The following is a 14,867-nucleotide window of genomic DNA, read 5'->3' as shown; positions in this document are numbered from 1 at the left end:
AGGCGTTCCCCGTACGATCGACGCAGGGTTGGATGGGAGGGCCATGCTGAGCGTCCAGGCACTGGCCGGGCAGGCCGGTCTCCGGCTGACCGGCGCGACCGAGGCCGGGGCCGAGGCCGGGAGCGGGCTGGAGGTCACCGGGGTCGGCGATCCGGACGGCGAGCTGACGGGCCGGCTGGTCCGGCTGCCCGAGCCGTGCGGTGATCCGGAGCGGCTGTTCGCGGCGCTGGCCGCCGGACGGGCCGCCGCCGCCGTGTCGTCGGCTTCGCCCGGGCCCGAGCTGCTGGCGGCCGCCGAACGGCACGGGGTGCCGGTGCTGAGCGCCGAGGGACGGCCGGTGTGCTGGCTCACCCTGGCCCAGCTGGTCGCGGACGCCCGAGTACGTACCGTGCAGGCCCAACAGGACGAGCAGGCCCGGCTGTTGAGCCACCTACGCGGGCCGGCGGACCGGCGGCTGGAGCGGCTGGTCGGCTGGCTGGCGGGCGCCGTCGGCGGGACGGTGCGGCTGACCGGCGGGCCTGACCTGAGCGCACCGGCCACGGGTGCCCAACTGCCGCCGGACGCCGTGAAGTTGGCCGGGCAGCTCACGGCGGGGCGGCTGCGCTCGGCCGCACTGGACGACGGCCCGCTGCACCTGCGGCTCACCGCGATCGGGGCCGAACCCCCGTACCCCGTACTGACCGTGGCCAGGACCGCACCCTTCGACGGGCGGGCCGCCGCGCTGGTCACCGCTGCGGCGGACCTGATCGCGCCGCTGGTGCAGCTGCAGGCCGCCGCGGCCGACCGGGAGCGGCTGCGGAAGGTGGCGGCGGCGCTGCGGGTCGCGGTCTTCCAGCTGCTGATGGGTGGTGAGGTGACACTGGCCCAGCGCACCGCCGAGGGCCTGACGGCCGGGTTGCTGGACGCCGAGCACCAGCGGGTCTACGTGCTGGAGGGCCCGGCGGCCGAGCGGGACGCGCTGGCCCTGCGGTGCACCGAGGCCACCGCGGGCCGGGCCCTGGTGGTGCGCTGCCCGGCGTACGACCAGCACCTGATCGTGGTCGCGCCGATGCGCGGCCAGGTGACCGAGGACGGCTGGGACGAGGTCGGCCTGACGCTGCGTGACTTCCTGGCCGACCGCCCCGACCGGTACCTCGGCGGCAGCGGCCGGCTGCCGCTCGCGCAGACCGCCGGGTGCTACGGCGACGCCACCCGGGCGCTGGCCGTGGCCCGGCTCCGGCCGGACCGGGCCGCCCTGTACGCGGCCGAGAGCCGGCTCGGCGAGGTGCTCGACCCACGGGCGGCGGCGGGCTGGGCGGACGCCCTGCTCCGGCCGCTGCACACCCTGCCGCTGAGCGGCCGGGACCAGCTGCTCGGCACGCTGCACCTCGGTCTGGAGTTCCCCGCCACCAGCGCGGCGAAGATCATCGGCATCAGCCGCAACACCGTCCGGGCCAGGCTGGACCGCGCGGGCGGGCTGCTCGGCCTCGATCTGGACGAGGTGCGCGGGCAGGCCGTGCTGCACCTGGCACTGCGGATGGCCGGTCAGGTCGGCGACACCGCCGGCGCCCCCGTACGGCTCACCGAGGTCCTGGCCGCACCACCCGCGGTCGAGTGGTCGCGGACCCTGCTCGACCGGCTGGCGGCGGACGGCCGGGAGCTCCGGCGGACCCTGCTCGGCTGGCTCCGGGCGAACTGCGGCGTCGACCGCACCGCCGCCGCGCTGGAGCTGCACCCGCAGACCGTCCGCGACCACCTGCGGGCCGCCGAGCGACTGTTGCAGCGTCAACTGCTGTCGGGCGGCGGCGGCGTGTACGAGGTCGCGCTCGCCTTCGCGGCCCTCGGCGAGCTGCCACTGGAGCAGCCCGTGCACCGTTGAGCCCCGTGCACCGCTGAGCCCGGGTCGGCCCCGGACCGTGCAGTCGTGCGGTACCGCACACCGGTGGGCACTGCTTAGAGTCGGGGCCGAGCTCACCGGGCGGGGTCCGCTGCTACGGATCACTCCGTCGGCCCCGCCCGGTGGACAGGGTGCTCACCGGGCGGGCGTCCCCCACGACAGTCCCGCCCGGTGAGCGACGGGGCAGCCGCCGGTCAGCGGCGGAGCGTCAGCAGCCCGCCGAGCGGGACGTGCAGGGCGAGTTCGAGGCCCTCGACGGTCAGGGTCACCTCGGCGACCGTACCGCCCGTCGCGTCCTGGACCAGGGCCGTGAGCGTCCCCGGGGCCCGGTCGAAGAGCAGCCGGACCAGGGTGTCGGGGTCGGCGTTGCCGAGCAGCAGCAGCTCCCACTCCCCCGGCACCGCGACCGGCACCGGAGCGTAGCGGCCGAACGCCCGGGCGCCGTCGCGGCGGGACTCGATCAGCGGGTAGGCGAGTTCGGGCCGGTGCGGACGGAACTCGGAGCGCTGGAGCAGGTCCCGGTGCTCGGCCATGACGGACAGCCAGAACCGCACCGCGGCCAGCTGGCCAGGACCCTGGACGGCCAGGTCGACGGAGACCTGCGGGGTGGCGAACAGCACCGAGAGCAGCAGCACCGCGATCTGCTCGGGCGCCTCCTCGGGGTGCCAGGTGAGCGGGTCGGCGTGCACGGCCAGCGGGCCTGCGGTGAGCCGCAGGTCGGCGGTGCGGGTGCGGTTCTCGGTGGCATTGTGCGGGCAGTCGGTGGCCCGGACCATCGTCGCGTACGGCCACAGGCCCGGGCCCATGTACTGCTGCCGGTGCTCGACCAGCACCTCGGGCCGCACCGCCCGCAGCCGGGCGTCGAGTTCGGCCAGCAGGCGGCGGACGCCCTCGGCCACCTCGGTGCAGTCCGGGTCCGGGGAGGCGGTGGTGGGCTCGCGCAGGAAGGTGTCGATGAAGTCGATCTTCAGGCCGTCGACCCCGTACCGCTCCACCGCCGCCGCGAGCCGCTCCACCTGGTGCGCCCGGACCACCGGGCTGCGCGGGTCGAGGACGTACGTCTCCAGGGTCGGCAGGTGGGCCAGCGCGTGCTCGGCGAGCGTGTCGATCGCCGCGCTGCGGTCGCCGGCGAACGGGAGGGCGTGCCAGAGCAGGTAGTTGAGGCCCAGCGCGCGGACCCGGGCGACGTGCTCGGCGAAGTCGGGGAAGCCGACCGGGGCGGGCTGCCAGTCGCCGGTGGTGGCGTAGGAGCGGCCGTTCTCGTCGGTCTGCCAGCCGTCGTCGACGATCAGCGCGCCGAAGCCGAGCGGGGCGGCCAGCGCGGCCAGCTTCTCCACCTCGGCCGAGGTCATCGCCAGGTGCAGGGCGTACCAGGTGCAGAAGACCGGCTCGAAGGCCGAGTCCGGCACCACCGAGAGCGGCAGCGAGGTGCCCCACCAGGCGGCCGCGCCCCGGACGGTGTCGGCGAAGTGACGCCCGCTCAGGTCGAGCAGCAGCCGCAGCGTGCCGCCCTCGTGCTCGACCCACCAGCTGAACTCGCCGGTCTCCTCGACCGCACCCTCGCCGATCGAGACCGGCAGCACCGTCTCGCCGACCGCGAAGGTGCAGAGCGCGGCGTCCGCCGTGCCGACCAGGCTGCCGACCGGCGCACCCTTGGGCAGCGCGGCGATCCGGGGCAGCGCCCAGGACGGCGGCAGCCAGCGGGTGCCGGTGCCCGGCGTCCAGTAGCCGGTGGCGCCGGTGCACGGCAGCCGCCACTCCACCCGGGCCCGGACCGGCGCGTCGTCGGTCGGCCGGGTGGCGGTGACTTCGATCAGCAGCACCCCGGGGACGTCCTGCGGGGTGACCCGCACCGCGAGCTCCCCGGCGCCGACGGCGGTGGCTCTGACCCGCAGGCCCGACAGGTCGAGGCCGGTCTCCACCGCACAGGCGGTCTCGGTCCGGCCGGAGGGGTGGGCGCTGCCGTCCCAGCTGAGCGGGGGTGGTGTCTGGGTGGTCACGAGGAGGTGGCCTTTCACGTGAAAGAGCCCCGGGGGGGGGGCCCCGCCGGGGCCTGGGCCCCGGCGGGGAACGGGTTACTTGATACGAGTCACCTGCGGAGCGGTCCCTCGCAGGTGTAGGCGGAGGTGCCGGCCCGGCCTCCGGGCCAGATCTCGACCGGGCCGAACCAGCAGTTGGTGTCGGCCAGGTTGTTGGCGACCGGGGCGGACCGGTCGAGCAGGTAGGTGTCCACCGTCTCGGCCATGTCCTTGAAGACCTGGCCCTGGTCGGCGGGGGCGGTCAGGTTCGCGGTGATCCGGCCCTGGCAGCTGAACCGCATCTTGTTGTTCCAGTCCCCGTTGTCCTTGCAGACCGGCGGGTTCTGGGTGGCGGCGGTGAAGCCGGCCTGCGCCTCGGCGGCCCAGGCGTACGCCAGCGAGCCGTTCGGGGTGTAGGAGGTCGCCGGGACGAAGAGGCTGCGCAGTTCGGTGATCTGCCGGGTCAGGTAGGCGTCGTACTCGGCCTGCACGCCCTGGTCGGTGCCGATCCGGTCCTTCCAGGCCCGCACCCCGGCCAGGTCGTCGGCCCGCAGCAGGCGGTACAGCTCGGTGAACCGCTCCGGGTGACGCTCCGCCAGGTAGCCGAAGAAGGTGGCGGCGTACGGGTAGGTACGGAAGCCGGTCGCCCGGGTGGCATGCACGATCTGGTCGACCGTCATCCGGGGCACCCGGTTGTCGTCGTCGGCCTTGACCGGGTTGACCATGTTGGTCCTGGCCCTGACCCCGTCGGCGCGGGTGGAGCCGGCGAAGAACTCGGCGGTGCCCTCCTCGATCGGGAAGACCTCGTCGGCGGACCAGCGCGGGCCGTCGTAGCCGCCGTGGATCGCCCAACGGCCGTTCAGGTAGTGGGTGTACTCGTGCCGGAACAGCTCCTCCAGGCTGAGGTAGGACTCGCTCGTCGTGCGCTGGTAGGTGTAGAAGGTGGCGCCGTTCTCGATGTACATCCCACCGTTCTCGACGTCCGAGATCCCGTGCAGGTAGCCCTGGAAGGCCCGGTAGTCGGGCTTGGTGCCGAACAGCTGCACGGTGAGGGTGGAGTTGACGTCCTCGGCCAGCGGCGCGTCGGTGCCGAGCAGCCGGAAGTACTGCGCCTTGACCTGCTTGGTGGCGTAGTACAGCTGGTCGACGGCTGCCCGGTCGAGCGAGGTCCGCACCACCAGGGCGCCGTTGTCGTAACTGTAGGTCTGCGGGAACAGCACCCGCCGGATGTCGTCCGGGCAGACCGCGTACCGGCTGCACAGGTCGAGGTTGTACACGCCCCAGACCAGGCCGGACCAGGCCGGCGTGAAGCGGCCGTAGTCGCGGGTGACCTGCTCGAACAGGGCGGTCATCGGGGCGGTGAGCTGCGGTCGGAGCGCCGGGATCTGGGCGAACCGGCCGTACTCCAGCATGCTGTTGGCGATCAGGTACTCGCTGCTGGTGCCGCGCAGGTGGCGGTAGCCGGCGAAGTCGGCGAAGGCCGCCCGGTAGTCGGAGTCGGCCGAGACGGCGGCCAGGAAGGTGCCGGCCGGGTCCTCCAGGCGGTTGCCGACGCCCTGGAAGTTGAGCTGCTGGGCGTTCTGCCCGGCCCAGTTCCAGCCGGCGTTCCCGACGTACGGGCCGGGCTGCGCGAACAGCCGGAGCACCCGCTTGGCCAGGCCGGTCTGGGCGGTTCGCAGGCCGGGGTGGCTGGCCGCGCAGAGCACCTCGCCGAGGGCGTCGCCGTTCTTCGTGTTCGGCTCGAACACCCGCTGGTTGGCGGTGTAGGCGGTGATCGCCCGCTGGACGGCGGCCAGGGTCGGGGCGTCCAGGGTGACCTCGACGTGCTCGAAGTCGTAGAGCACGGCGACGTGCAGGTAGTACCAGAGCTGTTGCTGGTTGCGGTCGGTGCCGTCCAGGCCGGGGGCGATCGAGGTGATCCGGTCGGCGACGGCCTGGACGTGCGCGGGGGCGAACACCGGGGCGTACCTGGGGTTCCAGCTGCGCAGCAGCGGGGCCAGACAGTCGCCGTACTGGACGGCCGGGTCGGCCAGGAAGTCGGCCAGCCGGGCCGGCGTGAAGGCGCTGAACGCCTCGGGGGTGCAGCCGGGTGCGGCGGCGACGGCGGAGCCGGCCTGTTGGACCGTCAGCTCCGGTCCCGGCTGCCCGCCGCCGTCGGCGGTGGCCGCGTGGTCGACGTGGTCGTCCGGACCCGCGACCGGGGCGGCCGAGACGGCGGGGACGGGGTCCGCCGTGCCGGTCGCGGCGGCCGCCGGGAGGGTGGTGAGGGGTAAGGCGAGGCTCGCCGCGAGTGCGACGGTGAGCAGCGCGCGGCGCGCGCCACGGGGTCGGGACACCTTGACTCCTGTGGTGTGGGGGTACTGGCCGGTGTCGAGCGGAAGCCGGCCGTCCTCGGGGTGTCCGGTGACGGTCGGCTCGGGGAGGACCGGCCGCGGGGAGGGCGGCCGGGGTGGTGGTACCCGTGCGGGGCAACCGCGGAAGCGGTCGAACGGCTGCCCCGCACGGGAGTTGTGAGGCCTGGTCGGACGCAGCCCGCCGTTACGGTTCCCCGCCGCGTCCGACCAGGGGCATGGGTCACCTGCGGAGCGGGCCCTCGCAGGTGTAGTTGGCGGTGCCGGCCTTGCCGCCGGGCCAGACGTTGACCGCGCCGAAGGAGCAGTTCATGTCGTCCAGGTTGTTGGCGACGCCCTTGGTCCGGGTCAGCAGGAAGTAGTCGACCGTGTAGGACATGTCGTTGAAGACCTGGTCGGGGTTGTTCGCGTCGGCCAGGTTCGCGGTGATCGCACCGGTGCAGATGAACCGCATCGGCTTGTTGTCCCAGTCCCCGTTGTCCTTGCAGGACGGGGTGATCCCGGTGGCACCGGCGATCGCGGTCTGCACCTCGGAGGCGTAGGCGAACTTCAGCCAGCCGTTCTGGGTGTACGAGGTGCTCGGCACGTACAGGCTGGGGGCGATCGCGATCTGGGCGTTCAGGAAGGCGTCGTACTCGGCCTGCAGGCCCTGGTCGGCGCCGGTCCGGGTGCGCCAGGCGTCGAAGCCGGCCGGGTCGTCGGCGCGCAGGTAGCCGTACATCTCGCGGAGCTTGGCCGGGTGCTTGGCCCAGAGGAACTCGTAGAAGGTGCCGGCGTAGTTGTAGAAGTGGAAGGCCGGGGTGTCGTTGTAGCTCGCGTGCAGCAGCTGGTTGACGGTCAGCCGCGGGACACCCGCCGCCTCGTCGGAGGCCAGCTTGGCCACCAGCGACTTGCGGACCTTGACTCCCTGGTCCCGGGTTGAGCCGTCGAAGAACTCGGCGGTGCCCTCGTCCATCGCGGTGGTCAGGTCGTTGGCGTACCAGCGCGCGTCACCGAAGTAACCCGGGGTCGCCCAGCGGCCGTTGAGGTAGTGGGTGTACTCGTGCCGGAACAGCTCCTCCAGCGTCAGGTACGACTCCGCCGTGGTGCGCTGGTAGGTGTAGAAGGTGGCGCCGCGCTCGATGTAGATGCCACCGTTGCTGGTGTTCATCCCGGTCAGCAGCGGGTGGTAGACCTCGTAGTCCGAACGCGTCGCGTACAGGTGGATGTTGAGGGTGGAGTTCGGGTCCCCGGCCAGCGGGACGTCGGTGCCGAGCACCCGGAAGAAGTGCGTCTTCACCTGCTTGCTGGCGTAGTACATCTGGTCCACGGTGGCCCGGTCCAGCGCGGTGCGGACGGAGACGGCACCGTTGTCGTACTTGTAGGTGTACGGGAAGAGCTTCGCCTCGATCACGTCGATGCAGACGTTGAACTGGGCGCAGTTCCCGTAGTAGTTGGACCAGCCGACCACCTTGATCCAGGGGCCGGACCACTCGCCGAAGGTGGCCTTGGTGGTGGCCAGCAGGGTGCCGATCTCGGCGGTCACGCCGGCCCGCAGCTCGGCGATCTGGCCGGTCCGGCCGTACTCGCCGACCGCGTCCCTGGCCAGCCACTCGCTCGCGGTGCCCTTGAGGTGGCCGTACCCGGCGAAGACCCGGAAGGCGGCCCGGTAGGAGGCGTCGGCGGCGACCACCGGCAGGAAGGCCGGGTCCTGGTTGGAGATGCCCAGCCAGTTGAGGTTGAGCGCGGCCAGCGCGGCGGTTCCCCAGGCCCAGCTCTCGGCGACCCTGGTGCCGGGGGCGAACTTCGCCAGCACCTTCTTGGCCAGGCCGAGGTTGTTCTGCCGCAGGCCCACCGACCCGGCGACGGTCGTCATCTCACGGATCGTCACGGCGGCCAGGTCGGTGTCGTCGAAGGCGTGCGGGCTGTTCCCGTACGCGGTGACGGCCTGCTGGATCGCGGCCACCGTGGCGGCGTCGGTGACGTCGATGCCGTCGTGGTTGAAGTCGTAGTAGACGGTGGCGTGCAGGAAGGTCCACAGCTCGTAGAGGTGGGCCGCGCCGGTGCCGTCGTCGGCGGCGGAGCGCTGGGTGATCCGCTGGGCGACGGCCTGGACGTGGGCGTCGTCCATGGTGGTGTTGTACCGGGCGTCCCAGGTCCACAGGAAGTTCTTCAGGCAGCCGTCGAAGGTGACGGCCGGGTCGGTCAGGAAGTCCGCGAGCCCGTTCGGGCTGAGCGAGGTCATCCCGTCCACCGTGCACGGCACGCCGGCCGCGGTGGCCGCGGCGCTGCCGCCGACGGCGAGTTCGGCGGCGGTCGGGGCCGGGGCGCCGACCCGGTCCGGCAGCATGCCGGGGACCGGTCCGGAGCCGAGCGAGCCGCCACCGGGGGCGGGCGCGGCGGTGCCGATCTTCGCGGTGACGTCGCCGAGCCGGTCCACCTCGTCGTAGCCGGTGGGCAGGGTCGGCGTCGGGGTGGTGGCGGCGGCCGAGCCGGCCACCGGGGTCTTGGCGATCGCCTGGCCGGTCTGGATCGCGGGCAGCGCCAGCGTGGCCGTCAGGACCGCAGCGAGCAGAACTCGACGCGTGGTACGGGTGGTTGCCATGGCTCTTCTCCAAGTGGGGGCGGAGATGTGGGGGGTGCACCGGTGGGGGCGGTGCGTGGAGCTCACGTCGCCGCCGCGCGCGAAGGGAGGGTGCGCGGCGGCGACGCGATGGAGACCGACGGGGGTACGTCAGGCCTCGGGGAAGTGGCAGGCGGCCTGGCGGCTGCCACCTGCCGGGGTGATCTGGAGCAGCGGCCGCTCGGTGCGGCAGATCTGCTGCGCCTTCGGGCACCGCGGGTGGAAGGTGCAACCGCTGGGCGGGTTGGCCGGGCTCGGCGGGTCGCCGAGCAGCACGATCCGCTCCCGGGCGCGTTCGGCTGCCGGGTCGGGCAGCGGAACGGCCGAGAGCAGCGCCTTGGTGTAGGGGTGCGCCGGGTTGGCGTACACCTCGCGCTGGTCGCCGATCTCGACGATCCGGCCCAGGTACATCACCGCGACCCGGTGGCTGATGTGCTTGACCACGGCCAGGTCGTGCGCGATGAAGACGTACGCCACGCCGAGCTCGCGCTGCAGCCGCTCCATCAGGCCGACGATCTGGGCCTGGATGGAGACGTCCAGGGCGGACACCGGTTCGTCCGCCACCACCAGTTCGGGACGGGTGGCCAGCGCCCGGGCGATGCCGATCCGCTGGGCCTGACCGCCGGAGAACTGGTGCGGGTAGCGGTCCAGGTGCTCCGGGGCCAGGCCGACCAGCTGGACCAGGTCGCGGACCTCACGGCTGATCTCGGCGGCCGGGGTGTCCTGGGCGCGCAGCGGGGCGGCGATGATCTGCTGGACGGTCTGCCGCGGGTTCAGCGAGGCGAACGGGTCCTGGAAGATCATCTGGAACTTGCGGCGCAGCGGCCGCAGTTCGCGCTGCGTGGTCCTGGTGATGTCCTGGCCCCGGAAGGAGACCTGACCGGCCGTCGGGTCGAGCAGCCGGACCAGCATCCGCCCGGTGGTGGACTTGCCGCAGCCGGACTCGCCGACCAGCCCGAGCGTCTCGCCGGGGCGGACCTCGAAGCTGACGTCGTCGACCGCCTTGATTCCGGCCGCGCGGCCGAGGCCGGAGCGCGGACCCGGGAAGGTCATGCCCAGGCTCTCGACGGTGAGCAGCGGTTCGGTGGTCATGAAGTCCCTCCGTCGAGGTCGAGCGCGCACGCGTTGCGGTGCCCCTCCGCCACCAGGCGGAGCAACGGGCGCTCCCCGGTGCAGAGTTCACTGGGCTTCGCGGCGTAGACCGGGCAGCGCGGATGGAAGGCGCAGCCGGCCGGCGGGGCGAGCAGCGAGGGCGGGCTGCCGGGGATCGAGCGCAGGCTCTCCCCCTCGACGGCGTCCACCCGGGGCAGCGAGTCCAGCAGCCCCCGGGTGTACGGGTGCCTGGGGGTGGCGAACAGCGCGTCGGCGTCGGCCTGTTCGGCGGCGGAGCCGCCGTACATCACCAGCACCTCGTCGGCCACCCGGGCGATCACCCCGAGGTCGTGAGTGATCATCACGATGCCGAGGCCGCGGTCCTGCTGAAGCTTCATCAGCAGCTCCAGCACCTGGGCCTGGACGGTGACGTCCAGTGCGGTGGTGGGCTCGTCCGCGATGATCAGATCCGGGTCGCAGGAGAGCGCGAGCGCGATCATCGCCCGCTGGCGCATACCGCCGGAGAACTGGTGCGGGTGCTCCCCCGCCCGGCGGGCCGGCTCGGGGATGCCGACGTCGCCCAGCACCTCGACGGCGCGGGCCAGGGCGGCCTTGCGGGTGCCGCCGTGGTGCTCCCGGTACGCCTCGGCGATCTGGTCGCCGATGGTGAAGTACGGGTGCAGCGCGGTCAGCGCGTCCTGGAAGACCATCGCCATCCGGCGCCCGCGCAGCTTGCGGACGGTCTCGTCCGGAGCGCCGAGCAGTTCGGTGCCGTCGAACTTGACCGAACCGGTCACCTTGGCACCCCGGTGCAGGCCCATCACGGCCAGCGAGGTGACGGACTTTCCGGAGCCGGACTCACCGACGATACCCAGCGTCCGCCCGCGCTCGACGGTGAAGCCGACGCCCTTGACGGCCTTGACGATGCCTTCGGCGGTGTTGAACTCGACTTCGAGATCGGTGACTTCAAGCAGCGTACTCACGACAGCCTCGCCCTCGGGTCGATCCAGGCGTAGACCAGGTCCACCACCAGGTTGGAGGTCACGATGAAGAAGGAGGCCAGCAGCGTGACGCCCATGATCACCGGTTGGTCGGACTTGTTCAGCGAGTCCGCGAAGAGCTTGCCGACGCCCGGGAGGCTGAACAGCGACTCGGTGATCAGCGCACCGGCGAGCAGCCCGCCGAGGTCCATCCCGAGCATGGTGGCGATCGGGGTCAGCGCGGGCCGCAGCCCGTGCTTGGTGACCACCCGGCGCTCGCGCAGGCCCTTGGCCCTGGCGGTCCGGACGAACGGCTCCTCCATGGTCTCGATCACCGAGTTGCGGGTCATCCGGGCGTACAGCGCGGCGAACAGCAACGACAGCGTGATCCACGGCAGCACCAGGTTGCGCAGCCAGCCGACCGGATCCTCGCCGAAGGCGATGTACCGGGGCAGCGGCATCAGGCCGAGCACCGTGACCACCAGGTAGAGCAGGATCATCGCGGTGAAGTAGACCGGCAGCGCGGCGATCCCGATGGTGCTGATCATCACCGTGCGGTCCACCCAGGTGTTCCGCTTGAGCGCCGAGAGCACGCCGGCCGAGAGGCCGAGCGCCATCCAGCAGACCGCCGCACCGAGCGCGAGCGAGGCACTGACCGGGAACCGGTCCATCATCAGGTCCCAGACCGGCTGGGCACTCTGGAACGAGTAGCCGAAGCACGGGAAGTTGCACTGGACCGCGTACTGGCCGGTGCCGAGCGTCTGGCCGGCGAAGATGCCGATCAGGTAGCGGCCGAACTGGACCGGCAACGAGTCGTCCAGGCCCATCTGCTGACGGACCATCTCGATCCGCTCGGTCGAACAGTCCTTGCCGCAGAACTGGGCCGCCGGGTCGGCGGGGAAGAGGTAGAACACCGCGAAGGTCAGCGCGCAGATCACCACCAGGGTGGCCGCGATGCCGAGCAGACGGCGGATCAGGAATCCGATCACGACTTGCCGCCCTTCGGGTCCAGGGCGTCGCGCAGCGCGTCACCGAGCAGGGTGAACCCCAGCACCACCAGGAACAGGCAGGCGCTCGGCAGGATGAAGAACATCGGATCGACCTTGTAGTAGAGCACCGAGTCGGCGATCATCTGGCCCCAGGAGGGCGTCGGGGGACGGACGCCCACGCCCAGGAAGGTCAGCGCGGCCTCGGTGCCGATCAGGCCCGGGATGGCCAGCGTGATGTAGACGATGATCGTGCCGGACAGGTTGGGCAGGATCTCGGTGAGCAGGATGCGACTGCTCCGGGTGCCGCTGGCGCGGGCCGCCTCGACGTACTCGCGGTGCTTGAGCGAGAGCGTCTGGGCCCGGATCACCCGGGCGATGTACGGCCAGCTGAAGACGCCCATCACGATGATCAGCAGCATGACGCGGTTGACGTTCCGGGCCACCGAAAGCAGCGCGATCATGAAGATCAGGCTGGGGAAGGACATCATGACGTCCATGAACCGGGAGATCGCGGTGTCGATCCGGCCGCCGAAGTAGCCGGCCAGGATGCCCAGGGTCACCCCGATCAGGGTGATCATGATCGCGGCGGAGAAGGCGACCAGCAGGCTGATCTGGGCACCGTAGAGCAGCCGGGCGAAGATGTCCCGGCCGAGCATCGGCTCGACACCGAGCCAGTGCTCGGGGCTCATCCCGCCGAAGCTGCCCTTGGGCAGGCCGCCGAGATAGGAGTTGATGGCCCTCTTGTCGGTGTCCGCCGGGCCCTTGCCGCTGATCGCGGTGAGCACCGGGGCCAGCAGGGCGGCCAGGATGAAGAAGGTGATGATGCCGAGGCCGGTCAGTGCGGCCTTCTGGCGGCGCAGCCGGTGCCAGGCCAACCGCCAAGGAGAGGCGGGCTGTTGGTGACGGTCGGCGGCGGAGACGGGGGCAGCGGGACTGGCCGCCGCCCCCGCTCCCCCGGCCTCGGCCGGAGAGAGCGGGGCGGTCATGGGGAACTCCCGACTACTTCGCGGTCTTCAGGCCGATGACGGCGTAGTCCACCTGGCCGGCCCACACGGGGTGGGCGAAGGCGCCGGCGATGTTGGAGCCGACCAGCAGCGGCTTCTTGGCCCAGACCAGCGGCACGGCCGGCGACTTGTCCATGATCTTGGCGTCCAGCTCGAGCCACGCCTTGTTGGCGGCCTGGACGTCGCTCATCGCGGCGATCCGGTCCAGCTCGGCGATGGTCTCCGGGTCGTTGAACCGGGTGACGTTGCCGTAGTTACCCTTGTCCTTGATGGCGCGGCCATCGAAGATCATCGGCAGGAAGGTGGCGGCCGACGGGTAGTCGGGGCACCAGCCGCCGATCGACAGGCCGGGCTGCTTGGTCTTGTCACCGGTGATCGAGCTGACCGCGGTCGGGTCGACCGTGGTGATGGTGATCTCGACGCCGACCTTCTTCAGCGCGGCCTGGACGGCCTCCGCCTGCTGCTTGCCACCGGTGGAGGTGATCAGCTCGGTGGCGAAGCCGTTCGCGAAACCGGCCTCGGCCAGCAGCGCCTTGGCCTTCGCCGGGTCGCCGCCCGGCTTGATCAGGAAGTGGTCGATCGGCGCACCCTGGGTGAGCACCGGCGGCAGGTAGGTGGTGGCCACGTCGGTGAACGCCGGGCCGCCGAGCGCGGCCGCGAAGGCCTCCTTGTCCACCGCGTACTGCATCGCGAGGCGGACCTTGGCGTTGTCGAACGGCGCCTTGGTGTTGTTCATGTCGAGCTTGGTGGTGCAGCCCGCGTTCTCGGAGATCAGCCGCTTCTTGACCTCCGGGTTGGTGAGCACCTCACTGATCTTGGAGGGCACCAGGTCGACGTAGGAGAGCGCGCTCTGGTCCTCGCCCTGGTCGGCGATCAGCCGCTCGGCCACACCGGTGCCCTTGAGGGTCTGGTCCACCACGATCTTGTCCGGGTAGGCCTTGCGGACCGTGTCGGTCTTCTGGTCCCAGTACGTGTTGCGGACCAGCACCATGCGCTTGCCGCGGTCGTACGACTCGATCTTGTACGGGCCCGAGGAGACCGGGTGGTTGCTGTAGTTGGCACCGGTCTCCTTCGCCTTCGGGACCGGGGCGAAGGTCGGCAGCGTGACGGTGTAGCCGAACTCGGCGACCGGGCGCTGGAGGTGGAAGACGATGGTCTTCTCGTCCGGGACCTCGATCGACTCCTTGCCCAGGCGCTGGCCGGCCAGCGGACCCTTGTAGTCGGCCGGGGCGACCAGGTAGGTCCGGGCGTAGTCCGGGCCACCGGGCAGCTCGGGCGAGTAGGACCGCTCGACGTTGTACTTGATGTCGTCGGAGACGATCGGCGTGCCGTCCTCGTACTTCAGACCGTCCTTCAGCTTGAAGGTCCAGGTCTTGCCGCCGTCGGTCACCTGACCGAGGTCGGTGGCCAGGTCGGGCTCGATCTTCAGACCCTCGGCACCCGGGGCCGCCTTGAAGGTGGTCAGGGTGCGGTAGAGGGTGCGGACACCGAAGTCCATCACCGGCATGGTCCAGTTACGGGTCGGGTCCAGCTGGTCGAAGTCGGTGTTCGACAGCAGGGTCAGGGTGCCACCCTTGACGGGCGTCCCGCCGATGATGCCGTTGCCCTCGGTGGTGACACCGCCCTGGTTGGTGTCGTCGCTGTTTCCGCCGGTGCTGGAACAGGCCCCGAGGCCGAGGGTGAGTGCTGCCGCGATCGCCGCTGCAAGGGCGGCATGGGTACGCCTGGTCATAGTGCAACTCCGCAGTGGGAGGCCACAGTTGCGGCCTTGGTTCGCCCCGGGGCTGATCCGGGGCCACCGAGAGGGCGACCGCTGGGGTCTAGCCGCTCCAAGGTGTGACCCGTAACATAGTAATGTGAAATTGCACTGGCAAGGGATCGGGCGGCTCGTTACCGAGCTGTGTCCGGTTGCCGCCTCAACTCCCGCCCCACGCAATGACATCAACACCACTGAA

Annotated in this window: 9 protein-coding genes; 1 reads left to right on the top strand and 8 read right to left on the bottom strand. The window is 71.6% G+C overall.

All coding sequences use genetic code 11. The features are described from left to right. Window positions 1-43: 43 nt before the first annotated feature. The gene (locus tag ACXJMZ_RS22360; protein WP_457031835.1) at window positions 44-1,858 is read left to right on the top strand and encodes a helix-turn-helix domain-containing protein; all 1,815 of its coding nucleotides are present in this window, start codon (window positions 44-46) and stop codon (window positions 1,856-1,858) included. Window positions 1,859-2,070: 212 nt separating this feature from the next. On the opposite strand, the gene ACXJMZ_RS22355 is transcribed toward ACXJMZ_RS22360, so the two are convergent. The 8 genes from ACXJMZ_RS22355 to ACXJMZ_RS22320 all read right to left on the bottom strand — a co-directional run bounded on the left by ACXJMZ_RS22355 (window position 2,071) and on the right by ACXJMZ_RS22320 (window position 14,644). Then, window positions 2,071-3,876, bottom strand: coding sequence for a glycoside hydrolase family 36 protein (locus ACXJMZ_RS22355; RefSeq protein WP_457031834.1), 1,806 nt, complete (start codon window positions 3,874-3,876; stop codon window positions 2,071-2,073). An 89-nt stretch (window positions 3,877-3,965) separates the two neighbouring features. Further along, window positions 3,966-6,230 carry a collagenase gene (locus tag ACXJMZ_RS22350; RefSeq protein WP_457031833.1) on the bottom strand — a complete coding sequence of 755 codons (2,265 nt, stop codon included), beginning with the start codon at window positions 6,228-6,230 and terminating at the stop codon, window positions 3,966-3,968. Window positions 6,231-6,468: 238 nt separating this feature from the next. Further along, a complete protein-coding gene (locus tag ACXJMZ_RS22345) occupies window positions 6,469-8,829 on the bottom strand; it encodes a collagenase (RefSeq protein ID WP_457031832.1) in 2,361 nt (786 codons plus the stop codon). A gap of 129 nt (window positions 8,830-8,958) precedes the next feature. Further along, complete coding sequence (locus ACXJMZ_RS22340; RefSeq protein ID WP_457031831.1) at window positions 8,959-9,939, bottom strand: ABC transporter ATP-binding protein; 981 nt, start codon at window positions 9,937-9,939, stop codon at window positions 8,959-8,961. Beyond that, complete coding sequence (locus tag ACXJMZ_RS22335; protein WP_457031830.1) at window positions 9,936-10,922, bottom strand: ABC transporter ATP-binding protein; 987 nt, start codon at window positions 10,920-10,922, stop codon at window positions 9,936-9,938. The genes ACXJMZ_RS22340 and ACXJMZ_RS22335 overlap by 4 nt, the downstream gene beginning before the upstream one ends. Continuing rightward, on the bottom strand, window positions 10,919-11,908 hold the full coding sequence (locus ACXJMZ_RS22330) for an ABC transporter permease (protein ID WP_457031829.1): 990 nt from the start codon (window positions 11,906-11,908) through the stop codon (window positions 10,919-10,921). Before ACXJMZ_RS22330 ends, ACXJMZ_RS22335 begins: the two co-directional genes overlap by 4 nt. Beyond that, window positions 11,905-12,894 (bottom strand): ABC transporter permease, encoded by a 990-nt coding sequence (locus ACXJMZ_RS22325; RefSeq protein WP_457031828.1) that lies wholly within the window; start codon window positions 12,892-12,894, stop codon window positions 11,905-11,907. The genes ACXJMZ_RS22330 and ACXJMZ_RS22325 overlap by 4 nt, the downstream gene beginning before the upstream one ends. A gap of 13 nt (window positions 12,895-12,907) precedes the next feature. Beyond that, window positions 12,908-14,644 (bottom strand): ABC transporter substrate-binding protein, encoded by a 1,737-nt coding sequence (locus tag ACXJMZ_RS22320; RefSeq protein ID WP_457031827.1) that lies wholly within the window; start codon window positions 14,642-14,644, stop codon window positions 12,908-12,910. Between the last annotated feature and the right edge of the window lie 223 nt (window positions 14,645-14,867).

It is taken from the genome of Kitasatospora sp. P5_F3, assembly GCF_054049135.1.
This window is presented reverse-complemented; position numbering and strand designations above follow the sequence as displayed.

Bases quoted from the DNA above. Each gene is read 5' to 3' on its own strand.
- ACXJMZ_RS22360 (WP_457031835.1), top strand. From the start codon at position 44: ATGCTGAGCGTCCAGGCACTGGCCGGGCAGGCCGGTCTCCGGCTGACC.
- ACXJMZ_RS22345 (WP_457031832.1), bottom strand. From the start codon at position 8,829: ATGGCAACCACCCGTACCACGCGTCGAGTTCTGCTCGCTGCGGTCCTG.
- ACXJMZ_RS22340 (WP_457031831.1), bottom strand. From the start codon at position 9,939: ATGACCACCGAACCGCTGCTCACCGTCGAGAGCCTGGGCATGACCTTC.
- ACXJMZ_RS22325 (WP_457031828.1), bottom strand. From the start codon at position 12,894: ATGACCGCCCCGCTCTCTCCGGCCGAGGCCGGGGGAGCGGGGGCGGCG.
- ACXJMZ_RS22320 (WP_457031827.1), bottom strand. From the start codon at position 14,644: ATGACCAGGCGTACCCATGCCGCCCTTGCAGCGGCGATCGCGGCAGCA.